Below are 14,191 nucleotides of genomic sequence, written 5' to 3' on the forward strand. Positions count from 1 at the left end.
ACTCAATCCGACTGCCGATGCGCTTCCATCAGATAATCATCGGATTGCATTTCAAGTAACCTTGAGCGAGTCCGTTGAATTTCAAATGCCAACTTCTCACCACTATAGAGCTCAAGAATCGGTTGCTGTGCAGTGACAACCAGCTTTACCCGACGATCATAAAACTCATCAACCAAATAGATTAAACGCCGTGTTGCGTCTGCAATCTGATCATTGAGTACAGGCACGCTACTCAGTAGAACGGTGTTATATAGTTTTGCCAGTTCAATAAAATCTGCGGCACTGCGCGGTTTCATACACAACTCGTCAAAGTGGCACCAGAGCAAGTCATCAGTCCGACCTTCTACCTCAATCAATCGGTCATTGATGGTAATGTCTTCTTGCGACACCAAATGGTTCTTTGTTAATGCACAAAAACGCACTGCCATCCAATTTTCCGCTTCATGAGTTAATGGCGAGCGATAGAGATTGGCTTGCTTCAGCACACGTAGACGATAATCAATCCCCGAATCCACATTCAAGACCGTGCAATTCGCTTGTACAGCAGCGATTGCTGGTAAAAAACGATCACGATGGATGCCATTTTTATAAAGACCATCTGGGGCAATATTGGATGTTGCCACCAATGTGATGCCACGCTTGAATAACATGCCAAATAAATCACCCAAAATCATCGCATCAATAACATTACTGACAAAGAATTCATCAAAGCAAATCACGACCGCTTCTTTGTAGATAATATCCGCGACTTTTTCTAGAGGATCAGTCTGACCCTGTAGTTGATTCAGCTCACGATGCACCCGTTGCATAAAATGATGAAAATGCATGCGCATCTTGCGACGAAATGGTACGGCCTCAAAGAACTGATCCATTAGCCATGTTTTTCCTCGGCCTACACCACCCCAGAGGTAAACCCCTTTGGGTGCGGCAGGACGGCGTAAACGGAAGCCTTGAGCCTGCTGATAACGCTGCATCAGTTGCTGATAGAGCTCATCCAGCGCATAAACCGCATTGGCTTGTTCATCATCATGTACAAAGGAGCCGCTACTGAGTGCTGCAGCATAACGCTCAGAGGGCGATAAAACATTTGGAGTAGCGTGCGTTGTAGATGGATTAACTGGCATATTCATGGAAAACGGCTCTCTAATTGCGATCCAATATCAGGCAAATGCCCATGGAAAAAATGTCCGCTTCCTGCGATGACTGCTAAATCAAAATTACGGGTATTTGCCCAATCGATAATATCTTGAGGTGGAACAACCTCGTCTTCAGCACCGACCATGACAAAGGTATCGTCAGGGAGAACCAAATCACCCATGGGATAGTTTTTAACTGCTGGGGCTACTAAATAGAGCTTTTGCAAAACAAATTGGTGCGGATTATATTGCATTAATTGGCTAAAACCTGCAGCAGCGATATAGCCACCAAAGGAGAAACCAGCAATGTATAACTTTCTGGCCGTGCTTTGATCCGCAATCCAATCTAATACCGATATCAAGTCTTCAATTTCACCCACACCTTGCGCGTGCACACCCGTACTCGTTCCAACACCTCTGAAATTAAATATCACCACAGAAATGCCACTATTACGGAAAAAACGTGCAAGTGTCGTAACCACTTTATTATCCATAGTGCCCCCCATAAGTGGATGAGGGTGACAAATAACTGCGATTGCATCAGATTCCTGCCAAACTGGTCGGATCTGAAGACTACCTGCATTACCTTGAATAAGTTGGTCTGCCATATTAGCTGATATATACGTTTAAATGTGGCACAAAGCCTATCATTTTTGAGCCCTAAAATGCCAATATCAAATGTCTCAAGACGTTTAGATGTATCATTTGAGTCTTCGATATGTAATTAAATCAACATCATTTCGACTAATTATTAAGCGAAGACATAAAAGCTCTCTGTGCTTGAATTCGGCTCAAATCCTGTATCGGGTATGCACCAAAATTTATCCACATCATGCACAACTGCGCTTTTCATGAACAAACAGTTCACCCAGTGCATTTTTTTGATTTTGACAAAGCTTGATTTATTTAAGCTATTGTTTTTATTTAAATTTATTTAGTGGTTAAATTTTAATCAATTTGATCCCACACCTTTATATTTGGTGGCTTAGACCTGTCAACCCTATAGTTGTCCACAGCACCATCCACAACTTTTGTGGACAACGAGGTAAAGCCTTATAGCAATTGGCTTAGCGAGCTATAGGGTTTGAAAAACTTACAGGCATCACTAATCATAAGTGCTACGAATTAATCAATTGGAAAATATATTTTTTATTGGCATCTTTGAAAAAAGATGCTTGTGTTGAGTGGTTTTTGAAAGCAAATATCTTCTGACACTATGGGCTGGCGCGTGTTGCCTTGATCTTAGTCACGAATGTACAAGCAGAAGTCACACTCAACCGTCCTCTTATTTTGTCTGTAGTATTCATAACTCGAAGTCGTAATAGGCTCCCTAGAACCCTGAGTAATTTGTCGACAATATCCTTCAAGTATGGCACATTAAATTGTCAGACAATTATCTCTCTCATCAATTAAAACTTCCTCAGTCACTGGTTATTTTTGGTGCATATGTAGGTCGAGTTACATCCGAGTTATGCACATAAATTGCCCACAGGCTCTCTCTATAATCTTTTTATAAGCATAGTGAAAAAACTTGTCATTTTTTATTTATATTTAATTCTTGATTTATATAACTTGTTGTATTGTATTATTATTTTAATAGATCAAAAAATGTACAATTTGTAGCCGCGCCTTACTCAGCGCCAACTTACGCTGTCAATACCATGGTTGCCCACAATGTTATCCACAGCTTTTGTGGACAACTGGCTAAACCCTTGCTACGACACGCAGAGGAAGATTACAGTACAATGAATTTTGAAAAAAAGATTAATTTCTGACCAACAATCACTTTTTAAAGTACGGACATAAAACGGAATTCATTGTAAGTAAAAATGGACAAACGCTATATGCTATTCATTCAAAAATATCCGCCCAACAAGATGCTAAAACAAAGTGCATAAAACGAATTGAGATGGTGCGAAAGATAACCCGTTATTAAAACTCCACTGATAGGCATGACTCCTTTAAAATTTGGATTTTTAAATACATAAAAAAACAGCCCATGTAAACATGAGCTGATCAATTTGCGACATTTTTTTAAATCGAATGATTTATTCAATCATTTACACGCATCATTTTTTAGCTTGCGCGTAACTTTGTGATGATTGGTTTACGTTTTAAAATCATTTCTTGAATACTTCCTTTCATATAGCGCAAAAACACGACAAGCGGTGACAATTTTGGATTTGGTGATTTACCTTGTCCAATGGCTCTAAACTGAGCCGCATACCATATCACCTCCATGACCGCTAATTTATCAATCGGAGCAATTCCGGTTTTAATCGGCTGAGTTGCATATTTCACGTTTGCTCCAGCGATCAGACTATCCGTCACATCCGTTTCCACAGCCAATGGGCGCGCAATACCGATTAAATCACAAGCACCCGATGCCAGAGCAGCATCCATCCCTGCACGTGTACGGAAGCCTCCTGTCACCATTAGTACGGTTTTTACTTCCTTACGCACTTTCTCAGCAAACTCGAGGAAATAAGCTTCTCGCTGAATGGTGCTCTCTTTTGCAGGTTGTTTCCGTTTAGCGCCTGCCATAGCGGGTGCTTCATAGGTACCGCCTGAAATTTCAATGAAATCGACGCCTAAAGCATCCAGTGCTTTAAATACAGCAACAGAGTCTTCTTCAGTGAATCCCCCTTTTTGGAAGTCCGCAGAATTTAATTTCACACCAACGACAAAACCAGCACTGGTTTGTTTGCGAATTTCTTTGAAACTTTCAAGGAGGAAACGCATGCGGTTTTCTAAACTACCACCCCATTGATCAGTACGATGATTATGCTTTGGAGATAAAAAAGCACTGACTAAATATCCATGTGCACCATGGATTTGTACACCTTGAAATCCTGCTTTTTCGCAAATTCGTGCTGATTCACCGAAACGGCGGATCAAGTCATAAATCTCTGCTTCAGTCAGTTCGCGAGGCACACCAAACAACGGAGCCATAGCAGGTCCAAACCCGATCGCGGATGGAGCAACGGTTTCACGATTAAGTCCCTTTGGACATTGTTTACCCGGATGAGAAAGTTGGACAATTTGTGCTGTATTGTATTTTTTCCCCAGACTCGCCCATTCTGTTAAACGTGCTAAATCACTTTCATCTTCGACAATAACTACACCTGGCTCGTTTTTAGCACGATGATCAATCATTACATTGCCAGTGATTGAGGCGCCCAAGCCCCCTTTACCCCACGTATCATAAAGCTTTATAAGTGCCGGTGTAACTTTACCATCAGATGTTGCTAGCGCTTCACTCATTGCACCTTTGATGATTCGATTTTTAAAGATCTGTTTATTGATTTTGAGAGGCTGGCTGATATTGACCGACATGAGAACTCCATCGTGTACAAGTAATAATTAACAACGTGAATCGATTTTACGCTAAAAACAAAATTTGACAATGAATAGTGTCAAAATATTCAATGCTGAATACTTACAATATGTTTAATATTCAGACGATAGAATTATCAACCTTTAATAATTTCAAAGCGATAAATTTCTTTTTCACTACTATTAGCAGATGCAATTTGCTCTTGACTACGCAGTTCATGTCCGAGGTGTATACAAAATTTTGGAATATCACGCATACTTGAAGGATCAGTAGACTCGATTATAAGTATTTCGCCAGTCGCGATTTTTCGTATCGCACGATGCAGCATCATGACAGGCTCTGGACAAATTAAGCCTTTGGTATCTAAAAAATGCGGTGCTGACACGATTAACGCTCTCCTCTAGTCATCATAATGCTAAGCCTAGCAGAAAAATTTTCATCTATTTAAGACAAACCACACCAAAAGTGATAATGATTCATGTATCTGTCGTCTTGCTTAGGCTATTATGCAGACTGTTTTTTTATTTTAAAGGTTAAATATGAGTGGCGAATCTGGTTCGGCGTGGACGGTGCGCGGGCTTAAACGCTGGCTGTCGGCTACGCCGGAAACACGAGATGATTTAGTACGACTACTTGAGGATTCTAGACGCTTTCTGGAACCTGATACGGTTGATATGTTGACAGGTGTATTAGGATTACCCAAAACCCCTGTACGAGAAGTCATGACCCCGAGGCCATCCGTAGTTGGTTTGTTTGAAGATGATGAACTGATGGAAATTCTTCCAGTTCTGATTGAATCTGCACACTCACGCTTCCCTGTATTTTCGCGAGATGGACGCGACACCGTAGTTGGCGTCTTGTTGGCAAAAGACCTCTTGCGCTTTATTCAACCCGACAATAATGTGTCTTTTGATCTGCATACTCTGCTTCGTCAACCCGTTTTTGTCCCTGAATCAGCGCGTTCAGACCAATTGCTCGGGATGCTAAAACATACTCAAACACATATGGCAGTCGTGGTTGATGAGTATGGCGCGACTGCTGGTTTAATCACACTGGAAGATTTGCTCGAAGAAATTGTGGGTGAAATTGAAGACGAACATGATGAAATCGACCCACTTGCAGACTGCATTATTCCAGATCCTGATGTGAAGGAAGCATGGCTTGTTCAAGCATTAACACCGATTGATCACTTTAATGAAGAGCTGAATGCTGAACTTGAAGGCGAAGGTGTCGATACCATTGGCGGATTATTGCTTGAAAAAACTGGCTTAGTCAGTGAATTAACGGGGGAAACGGTTGAAATCGCAGATTGGGAGTTCACAGTATTGGCGGCCGATCTTCGCAGTTTAACCTTACTTCGTGCCCGCCGTGCACCTGCTCTCATAATAGAATGACACTTACATGAGGAGTATGTGATTAAAAACAGACTCCTTTTTTTAAATACCGTTTGAAATTTAAAGCCAACTCAATACTCTCACGACAATGGGCAGAGGACAATCTTTTGAGCATAAAGAAAACTGCGAGTGCAACAGCGAACTATACAGCTCATCGCTCGGATCGTCGCAATGCGACATGGTCTTTGAGCAAACTCCCTCTTTTCGTTGCTGGCGTAGCCAGTCTTATTGCAGGCGTATTACTTCCTCTGGCCTTTGCTCCGTATAATTTGTGGCTCATTGCTTTTATTTCTCCAGCACTGCTGTACTTACTGCTCAATCAGCGCTCACCTGCACAGGCATTTTTATTGGGTGAAGCATATGGATTTGGACTATGGGCAGTCGGTGGATTCTGGTTATATACCTCGATTCATGAATACGGCGATACCTCGGCCCCTATTGCACTGCTGATGATTGCGGGTGTAGCACTGGTCATGGGCCTATTCAATGCGATTGGTGCATGGTTCTATCGACGTTTTCTTCCCGAGTCGCCTCTCACCTTTGCTCCGCTTTGGATTGTTATTGAATGGGTTAAAACGTGGTTGTTTACCGGATTTCCATGGCTCTTTGTAGGCTATGCGCTAATTAGTCATGGTTTAGATGGTTATGCCCCGGTTGCTGGCGTATTTGCAGTTTCTGCGGTTGTGGTATTAATCGGTTGTGCATTTGCAGAGTTACTACGTCGTCGCTGGTTCTGGCTAGTGCCTATCATTATTTTGATTGCAGTCGGAATTGGTCTCAATCAAATTCGTTGGACCAAACCTAAAGCCTCACCTGTACTTTCGGTTTCACTGATTCAAGGAAATATTCCTCAAGATCTCAAGTGGTTAACTGAGTATCGTGAGAAGACCTTGCAGATTTATGCTCACTTAAGTAAAAGTGAATGGGGACGAGACCTCATCGTATGGCCTGAATCGGCTATTCCCATGTTTCAAAATGAACCAGAGGCAGCACCATTCATCGAAGAGATGCATGAAATTGCTTTAGCGCATCATTCAGCATGGGTAATGGGCATTCCTTACCTTGACCTCAGCAATCAGACTTCGACATCCACAATCGATCCGCCTTTTTACAATGCCATTGGGGGACTTGGAGATCATGGGTCAGGTCTTTATAAAAAACAACGCCTCGTGCCTTTTGGCGAATACATTCCTTTTGCTGGTACCTTAGACTGGATATTGCCCAGTTTAAGTAAAACAGGCAGCTTTACAGCCGGTCCTGCAGGACAAGCTCCTCTGCATGTTAAGGGTCACGCATTAGCTGCTGCGATTTGCTATGAAGTGGCTTACCCTAATCTCACCCGCCTTAATGCGCAAGACAGTGATTTCTTAGTGACCTTATCCAACGATGCTTGGTTTGGCACATCTGCTGGACCTTTGCAGCATCTGCAGATGGTACAAATGCGCTCGAAGGAAACCGGTCGTTGGTTTATACGCGCAACCAATACTGGGGTGAGTGCATTTATTAACGATCAAGGTGAAATCGTTAAACGGACACCACAATTTAAAACCGCGGTGCTCCGTGGCAATTTACCGGCCATGACAGGTGAAACACCCTACATGCGCTGGGGCGATCTCCCTATTCTATTGATCAGTGCGTTGCTGATGCTTATCGGACTTTGGGCAAAGTTGCGTTATCAGCGCTAATCAACATAAAGCCGCTCCTTGTTGAGCGGCTTATTTGCTTTCCTTTTATGCAACTCGGCAGGCCATCAATGCTTGTTCATATCGTTCCCAATCGACATCTGGCTGAGTAATAATTTCTAAGCGGTTATCATCATGCCCTGTATGACTGGTAAAGCTAATCTTGCCCGGAATCAAGTTGAGTGCCAGCCACTCGCCCCTCGCCTCTAGCGCATGGTTCTGCACATGCACTACGCCTTTAATTCTCAGCCACCCTTGCATCGATAGCAGCCATGTTAATAACTGATCGCGATTGAATTGCCATTCTGCGGGTAATCGCCACCCACCCACAGATTGAGCCAATGCCTGCTCATGATAATGATAAGGTAACATAACCTCTTGTTCTTCTTGAGCAGTAGGATCATTGATTAAGCTTGCGGTTTTTGGCGGAGCGAGATGCAGAAGCGAACGCCGAGTTTGACGATTTGCTCTGCGCGGCATATCAATGTCGTCGAGATCCAATTGTCCCTGATTTACCTTATAAATGACTGGTGCTATCGCATTTTTTTTGGCAAGATCATCCAGCATTTTTTTCAGTTGAGTCTGATCGGCATCAGACATTTGTGCATGGTGAGAAATACTCAGTACATCGGCCAGAGCCCATTGAGCTTGATAGGTTTCATGACTCGTTAATCGCTCATCAAGCAATCGAGTACCATCGACAACACAAACGACTGCGCGAAGATCCAAAGCCCGAGACCAATGTGGTTCTGTTAATTGCTCAATCAGCTGTAGTGGATGACCTAAGCCTGTTGGTTCTATAAATAAACGCGTGGGTTTGGCTTTGGTCAGTAACCGCGCTAAACCAACTTGCATGGGAAGCTGACTGGTACAGCACAAACAACCTCCGGCGACTTCATAAATGGATACACCAGCCTCTGCTTCTAAGAGTGCGCCATCGAGCCCAATTTGCCCGAACTCATTGACCAATATCGCCCAATTTTCATCCGCAGGTTTTTGAGAGAGCAGATGCTTAAGCAATGTCGTTTTACCCGCGCCAAGAAAACCAGTGATTACATGCGTTGGGACGCGATCCGCAATCAATGATTGCACCGGGGAAATACTTGTCATGATGATTTAAAACTCCGCAGAAGAAAGTCATTGTAAGCATTTTATGGTTGCAAAGCATCTGATTGGAATCATCCTCGGTGTGGATAAACCACAAACTATTAAGTTAAACTAATAAGTAATAGTATTTAATCGATATTTAATTCATCAATCAATTAACTTAATATGCTCTCAACGACACGCAAGCCCAGCTTGCACTTTAGGAGCAGATCATGAGTTATGTCATACATAAAAGTGAAAATCGTGGTCAGGCAGACCATGGCTGGCTAAAGGCCAAACACAGCTTTTCGTTTTCAAGCTGGCAGGATCCACGTTATATGGGCGTATCCGCACTTCGTGTGATCAATGAAGACCGCGTGGCTGCACATCGTGGTTTTGGTATGCACTCGCATGACAATATGGAAATTCTGACTTGCGTCTTGTCAGGAAAACTAACCCATAAAGACAGCATGGGCAACATTGGTCATATCGCAGCGGGTGATTGGCAATTGATGAGTGCAGGAACTGGTGTCACGCACAGTGAAATGAATGAAGGCGATGTACCTGTTCACTTACTGCAAATTTGGTTGTTTCCCAACATTAAAAACCCTGAGCCGACTTATCAGGAGCTGGCTCTTAATGTAAAAGAACAGCCGAATCAATGGCATCTCATTGTTGCTCCAACAGACAATCATCTAGCTAACTTTAAAGGCATGGTTATTCGTCAAGATGCTCGAATCTTGTCTACTTTTCTACAAACTGGACATGAATTAGTTTTGGACTCAGAGAAAAAAACCAGTTATGTTCACGTAGTCAGTGGAAATATTCGCATTAGCAATGGTACAGAAGAGCAAATTGCTTCTGAGGGTGATGCGATCATTTTTGACAATAGTACTCCTTCTAGCACAGTGATTGCAGATACTGATGCACAGCTCATTTGGTTTGATCTTCCATAACTTTTGATGTCACACAAAGCAATATTTTATTTTTTGGAGAAGCACAATGTTAAGCCCTAATCAAATTGTAGAACGTGTTTTAAGTAACCCTGCTCTGGCGGGTATCACATCGGTACTGATGCGTGCCATGCTTGCCTTTATGTTTATTGTGTCAGGCTGGGGCAAAATTACCGGTTATGACGGAACAGCTGCTTATATGGCCTCTCAAGGTGTCCCAGGTGCGCTGCTTCCTTTAGTGATCCTGACTGAACTTGGTGGCGGAATTGCAATCCTGATTGGTTTTCAAACACGTTTCGTCGCGTTTTTATTAGCTGGTTTTACGGTCTTGACAGCACTGCTTTTTCACGATGGAAGTGACATGAATAGTCACCTCATGTTCATGAAAAACATTGCCATCGCAGGTGGTTTCCTATCCCTCATGCTATTTGGTGCAGGTCGCTATAGCGTTGATCGTAAATAAATTCAGTCAAATAAAAAAACGCCTATTGAATAGGCGTTTTTTTATGCTGGAATCATACAACATCAATGCTGATAATGAAGATCCGCATCATCGCCTTCACCACCATCTTTACCATCAGCACCAAAAGAGTAAAGATCGTAAGGATTCCCATCGTTACCTGGCGCGATATATTGTAAATCATTATCCCAAGCATCTTGAGGCACTTTTCCACCTTCGATGTATGGTTCTCTCCACACTTTGACATTCGCAGGTTTGTGGACCAATGCATCTAGGCCTTCTTGCGTTGTAGGGAAACGATTGTTATCGAGATAAAATGACTTAAGAGCGCCAGCCGTATTCGATAAAGTAATTTTGGTGACTTTCACTTTAGAGCTAGACAATTGGCCAAAAAGCTTGGGGACAACTAATCCACCCAGGATACCCAAAATCACAATCACAACCATGACTTCAATCAATGTAAATCCTGATTGAGATTTACGCTTTATCCCTGTTACGTTACGTTGAATATTCATTTAAAACCTTTATCAATAAGCTTAATAATAAAACGGTGAATCAGTATCTAATTGCTGGATTCAAGCATATCTGATGTTATTTAACCAGACTATTCATGTTTATAATCGGCATCATGACTGCCAATACAATCATCAAAACAATACCAGCCATAAAAATCAGCATCAATGGCTCAAGTAATGAGAGCAATGTTGAGATCAGCGTACTGACCTCGCGATCTTGCATGGTTGCTGCACGAGCCAGCATATTTTCCATTTCACCGGACGTTTCACCACTGCGAATCATTTGCACCATCATCGGCGGGAAAAAACCTGAGCGCTCAAGCTGTGTTGCCAAGGCCCCCCCTTCCGTGACTTTTTCTGCAGCCAAAAGAATCGCATCACGAATAATCCAATTACTGGACACTGCGGCACCAATCCGCAACCCATCCACCAACGGCACACCAGACTGCGATAAAATGGATAATGTGCTCGCAAATCGTGCTGAATTGATACCTCGGCTCAACTTCCCAAAGAGTGGCATGCGCAGTACGAAGCGATCTAACGCATAGCGCCCCGTTTCAGTACGAATAAAGCGCGTGAATAAATAGCCGCCGCCTACGATAGCCACTACCATAAAGGGCCAAGCCGCTTTAATAAAACCACTGGCTCCCATCAGCATCCGCGTCAATAATGGCAATGCTTGATCTGAATGCTCAAATACTTTAACGATGTTAGGAACGACAAAAGTCATTAACCCCATGACTATCGCAAACGACATTAACATCAACAGGATAGGATAAATTAAAGCCCCTTGGATCTTTTTCTGCATCGCAAAACGATTTTCGGTGTAATCCGCTAATTGATTCAGGATGAGATCCAAATGACCCGACTTCTCCCCTGCAGCAATCGTTGCAATATACAAGGCTGGAAAATTACCGGACATACGCAGGGCTTGGGCTAAGGAATGCCCTTCCATGACTTTAGAACGTACCGACAAAATAAGGCTTTGTACATGCGGCTTATCTCCCTGACGGGCAACCGCACGTAATGTTTCTTCAAGGGGAATACCCGCAGCAATCAGTACTGAAAGTTGACGGGTCAAAAGCGCAAGTTCATAAGCACTTAAACCTCGTTGAAACCACTTCTTACCCATCGCGGCAGTTTTGGTTTCTTCTACCGGCTCAACCTGAACAGGCATCCACGTTTTATCACGTAATTGCTGACGGATTTGGCGTGCAGAATCTCCTTCAAGCACACCTTTGTGCTGTTTGCCTGTGGCGTCAATAGCGGTAAACTGATAAGCAGGCATCACATTGACTCAATTAAAAAATTTAAAGATATAGAATAATGAACTGAATAATTATCAACAGTTTGAACCAGAATGTGAAGACACTTTTATAGCACTCCTGTAATCATAAACACGTCACGTGAGGATATGATGAAAAAGCGCGATTAAAACTTAGAAATATTCGCTTAGTTCACTGCAACAGCAAGTTGGCGAACCAACAAGCCCAAGCGTTTTCCTTGAGCAATACACAGCGTCTTTTCATCACTGCTCATCGGCTGATCATGGGCTGTGCCGCTGACATGAGAGGCCCCATAAGGCGTACCGCCTCGTACGGTCTGTGAGAGTGCAACCTCAGAATATGGGATCCCCAGCAAGAGCATGCCGTGATGAAGTAAGGGCACCATCATGGTCAACAACGTTGTTTCTTGACCACCATGCATAGATCCTGATGCGGTAAATACACAAGCGGGCTTGCCCTGTAAACTACCTGACAACCAAATCGTTGCCGTTTGATCCCAAAAATATTTCATGGGTGCCGCCATATTACCAAAGCGCGTAGGACTTCCTAAAGCCAAACCCGCACAATCCTGTAGCTCTTCTTGAGTCGCATACAGATCCCCATCCAAAGGAATACTTGGAAGCACTTCACTCGTGACGACAGCAACTTCAGGCACAGTGCGAATCTTGGCTTTTACCCCAGCACTCTCAAGACCTGCTGCAATTGCTCGCGCCATTTGACGGGTTGTCCCATATTTACTGTAGTACAGCACTAATACATAAGGTTCACTCATAACACATCCACTCACTAAACCGAATCTCACTCATAATGAACCCAATGTTGTCAATTTATTCATAGAGTTATTACACATTCACTATTAACAGCATACAGTGGCACGTCTTGAGATAGCATCACTTGCTTATGCTATCCTGTATTATTGATATTTAATCATGTAATCATTGTTTATTCATATCGCGATAGTTTAGTTATTTTTAGTCCGGACCACTAAACTAAAATTGCTCGATATGATCTAGGTATGCCTATGTATAAAATAATAGAAAAACTGCCCTTTTATCAAAGTCAGTGGTTTCAATTTCTCGTTTTTTTATTAACACGCTACGAGAAAGATAATTGTCGGGATCGTGCTGCCGCATTGACCTACACCACCATGTTGTCATTAATTCCCATGCTAACCGTTTTTGTCGTTGTTTTATCATCTATCCCGGCTTTTGCGCCTGCATTAAATAAAATTCAAGGGACGCTCTACGGTTATTTATTACCCGAATCAAGCTCAACAATCACACAGTATCTCAATGAATTTTCAGAAAAATCAGCCAATTTAACTATTATTGGTATTATATTCTTATTCGTCACCTCCATTATGATGCTTTCAAGTATCGAAGAAGCTTTTAATAAGATATGGCGAGTGAGCAACCTCCGTGGCGGCGCAATTGGATTGATGCGTTACTGGATGGTCATTTCATTGGGTCCCTTATTTATGGGGGCGGCTTTTGCGTTGTCATCGGCAATCACGTCTATCGATCTACTGAACAGTAATTTTGCTGGATACTCCATCGACTGGTCAGTCTGGCTCAAATTGACGGCGCTTGCGCTAACATTATTCGCGTTTACATTCATGTACTGGATGATTCCTAACCGTAAAGTTCCTGTTCGTAACGCAGTGCTTGCTGGTATTTTCGCAGGTTTGCTCTTTGTACTTCTTAAAATGGTCTTTGGCTTTTTTATGAAGAACTTTACCAGCTACCAACTTATTTATGGTGCATTTGCCGCACTTCCTGTCTTTTTATTATGGATATACTTGTCATGGAACATCGTTCTACTCGGCGTTGAGATGAGCTATGCATTAACAATGTTTCGCTATTCAGATCATCTGCCTCGCCACCCTCTTCTCTCTTTACTGTATATTTTACATCTATTTTACGTGAGCCAAAAAACTGGGGCTGTCGTTACAGAAGCGAACATGATGTCTTTACTTGGCAAAGGCGAAGTTGAAATATGGCCAGAGTTTATCGAACTCTTACAGAAACAGAATTTGGTCAGAAAGACCGATCAAGGCGACTATGTACTCTGTCGTAATTTAGACCAAGTTGATTTCTGGTCATTCTATCAAACTCTACCCTACCCATTGCCGCGCCTCGAAGAGCTTGAGAACTGCAATGCACATATGGCCTCAGGCGACGAGTGGAGCATGCGGATCGTTCCCTATTTGACAGAATCCAATACTTTTTTGGCTCATCATCTCAGCATCCCTCTGTCTCAGCTCCTTGAGGTTGAGTCTTTAAATTCAACCACATCAAAAGAAGCAAAAGCGATGACATTGTAAGCAACTGATCAGTACAGCA

The 14,191-nt window shown here is 42.8% G+C and carries 13 protein-coding genes; 5 read left to right on the forward strand and 8 right to left on the reverse strand.

Annotated elements, in window-relative coordinates; all coding sequences use genetic code 11:
• Positions 1 to 2 precede the first annotated feature (2 nt).
• From zapE to tusA, 4 genes are all read right to left on the reverse strand, one after another.
• Positions 3 to 1,124: a cell division protein ZapE gene (zapE, locus tag HYN46_RS08780; protein ID WP_407640798.1), complete on the reverse strand. Its 1,122-nt coding sequence runs from the start codon at positions 1,122 to 1,124 to the stop codon at positions 3 to 5.
• A 2-nt stretch (positions 1,125 to 1,126) separates the two neighbouring features.
• Entirely contained in the window at positions 1,127 to 1,744 is a 618-nt protein-coding gene (locus tag HYN46_RS08785; RefSeq protein ID WP_114899034.1) for an alpha/beta hydrolase, read from the reverse strand.
• A 1,468-nt stretch (positions 1,745 to 3,212) separates the two neighbouring features.
• The gene (locus HYN46_RS08790; protein WP_114899035.1) at positions 3,213 to 4,472 is read right to left on the reverse strand and encodes an NADH:flavin oxidoreductase/NADH oxidase family protein; all 1,260 of its coding nucleotides are present in this window, start codon (positions 4,470 to 4,472) and stop codon (positions 3,213 to 3,215) included.
• Between the two features lie 137 nt (positions 4,473 to 4,609).
• Entirely contained in the window at positions 4,610 to 4,858 is a 249-nt protein-coding gene (gene tusA, locus HYN46_RS08795; protein WP_322887807.1) for a sulfurtransferase TusA, read from the reverse strand.
• 154 nt (positions 4,859 to 5,012) lie between these two features.
• On the opposite strand from tusA, the gene HYN46_RS08800 reads away from it, so the two are divergent.
• Both HYN46_RS08800 and lnt read left to right on the forward strand, forming a co-directional pair.
• Positions 5,013 to 5,867, forward strand: a complete 855-nt coding sequence (locus tag HYN46_RS08800; RefSeq protein ID WP_114899037.1) for a transporter associated domain-containing protein — start codon at positions 5,013 to 5,015, stop codon at positions 5,865 to 5,867.
• 185 nt (positions 5,868 to 6,052) lie between these two features.
• Positions 6,053 to 7,552 carry an apolipoprotein N-acyltransferase gene (lnt, locus tag HYN46_RS08805; protein ID WP_114900692.1) on the forward strand — a complete coding sequence of 500 codons (1,500 nt, stop codon included), beginning with the start codon at positions 6,053 to 6,055 and terminating at the stop codon, positions 7,550 to 7,552.
• A 45-nt stretch (positions 7,553 to 7,597) separates the two neighbouring features.
• On the opposite strand, the gene HYN46_RS08810 is transcribed toward lnt, so the two are convergent.
• Complete coding sequence (locus tag HYN46_RS08810; protein WP_114899038.1) at positions 7,598 to 8,659, reverse strand: CobW family GTP-binding protein; 1,062 nt, start codon at positions 8,657 to 8,659, stop codon at positions 7,598 to 7,600.
• A gap of 209 nt (positions 8,660 to 8,868) precedes the next feature.
• Between HYN46_RS08810 and HYN46_RS08815 the strand changes: the two genes are divergently transcribed.
• Positions 8,869 to 9,591, forward strand: coding sequence for a pirin family protein (locus HYN46_RS08815; protein ID WP_114899039.1), 723 nt, complete (start codon positions 8,869 to 8,871; stop codon positions 9,589 to 9,591).
• 46 nt (positions 9,592 to 9,637) lie between these two features.
• Positions 9,638 to 10,051 carry a DoxX family protein gene (locus HYN46_RS08820; protein ID WP_114899040.1) on the forward strand — a complete coding sequence of 138 codons (414 nt, stop codon included), beginning with the start codon at positions 9,638 to 9,640 and terminating at the stop codon, positions 10,049 to 10,051.
• A gap of 62 nt (positions 10,052 to 10,113) precedes the next feature.
• Here HYN46_RS08820 and gspG read toward each other — a convergent pair whose 3' ends face one another.
• The 3 genes from gspG to wrbA form a co-directional block, all read right to left on the reverse strand.
• Complete coding sequence (gspG, locus tag HYN46_RS08825; RefSeq protein WP_114899041.1) at positions 10,114 to 10,563, reverse strand: type II secretion system major pseudopilin GspG; 450 nt, start codon at positions 10,561 to 10,563, stop codon at positions 10,114 to 10,116.
• A 76-nt stretch (positions 10,564 to 10,639) separates the two neighbouring features.
• On the reverse strand, positions 10,640 to 11,851 hold the full coding sequence (gene gspF / locus HYN46_RS08830; RefSeq protein ID WP_114899042.1) for a type II secretion system inner membrane protein GspF: 1,212 nt from the start codon (positions 11,849 to 11,851) through the stop codon (positions 10,640 to 10,642).
• Between the two features lie 164 nt (positions 11,852 to 12,015).
• Positions 12,016 to 12,621, reverse strand: a complete 606-nt coding sequence (gene wrbA / locus HYN46_RS08835) for an NAD(P)H:quinone oxidoreductase (RefSeq protein ID WP_114899043.1) — start codon at positions 12,619 to 12,621, stop codon at positions 12,016 to 12,018.
• Positions 12,622 to 12,870: 249 nt separating this feature from the next.
• Here wrbA and HYN46_RS08840 point away from each other — a divergent pair, with 249 nt between their 5' ends.
• Positions 12,871 to 14,172: a YhjD/YihY/BrkB family envelope integrity protein gene (locus HYN46_RS08840; RefSeq protein WP_114900693.1), complete on the forward strand. Its 1,302-nt coding sequence runs from the start codon at positions 12,871 to 12,873 to the stop codon at positions 14,170 to 14,172.
• Positions 14,173 to 14,191: the final 19 nt, after the last annotated feature.

Origin of the sequence: Aquirhabdus parva, assembly GCF_003351745.1 — a bacterium.
GTDB classification, from domain to species: Bacteria; Pseudomonadota; Gammaproteobacteria; order Pseudomonadales; family Moraxellaceae; genus Aquirhabdus; species Aquirhabdus parva.

Excerpts from the sequence above, each read along its gene's own strand:
- HYN46_RS08790 (WP_114899035.1), bottom strand. The coding sequence starts at position 4,472 with ATGTCGGTCAATATCAGCCAGCCTCTCAAAATCAATAAACAGATCTTT.
- gspG (WP_114899041.1), bottom strand. The coding sequence starts at position 10,563 with ATGAATATTCAACGTAACGTAACAGGGATAAAGCGTAAATCTCAATCA.
- HYN46_RS08800 (WP_114899037.1), top strand. The coding sequence starts at position 5,013 with ATGAGTGGCGAATCTGGTTCGGCGTGGACGGTGCGCGGGCTTAAACGC.
- zapE (WP_407640798.1), bottom strand. The coding sequence starts at position 1,124 with ATGCCAGTTAATCCATCTACAACGCACGCTACTCCAAATGTTTTATCG.
- HYN46_RS08810 (WP_114899038.1), bottom strand. The coding sequence starts at position 8,659 with ATGACAAGTATTTCCCCGGTGCAATCATTGATTGCGGATCGCGTCCCA.
- HYN46_RS08815 (WP_114899039.1), top strand. The coding sequence starts at position 8,869 with ATGAGTTATGTCATACATAAAAGTGAAAATCGTGGTCAGGCAGACCAT.
- wrbA (WP_114899043.1), bottom strand. The coding sequence starts at position 12,621 with ATGAGTGAACCTTATGTATTAGTGCTGTACTACAGTAAATATGGGACA.
- HYN46_RS08785 (WP_114899034.1), bottom strand. The coding sequence starts at position 1,744 with ATGGCAGACCAACTTATTCAAGGTAATGCAGGTAGTCTTCAGATCCGA.
- HYN46_RS08820 (WP_114899040.1), top strand. The coding sequence starts at position 9,638 with ATGTTAAGCCCTAATCAAATTGTAGAACGTGTTTTAAGTAACCCTGCT.
- gspF (WP_114899042.1), bottom strand. The coding sequence starts at position 11,851 with ATGCCTGCTTATCAGTTTACCGCTATTGACGCCACAGGCAAACAGCAC.
- HYN46_RS08840 (WP_114900693.1), top strand. The coding sequence starts at position 12,871 with ATGTATAAAATAATAGAAAAACTGCCCTTTTATCAAAGTCAGTGGTTT.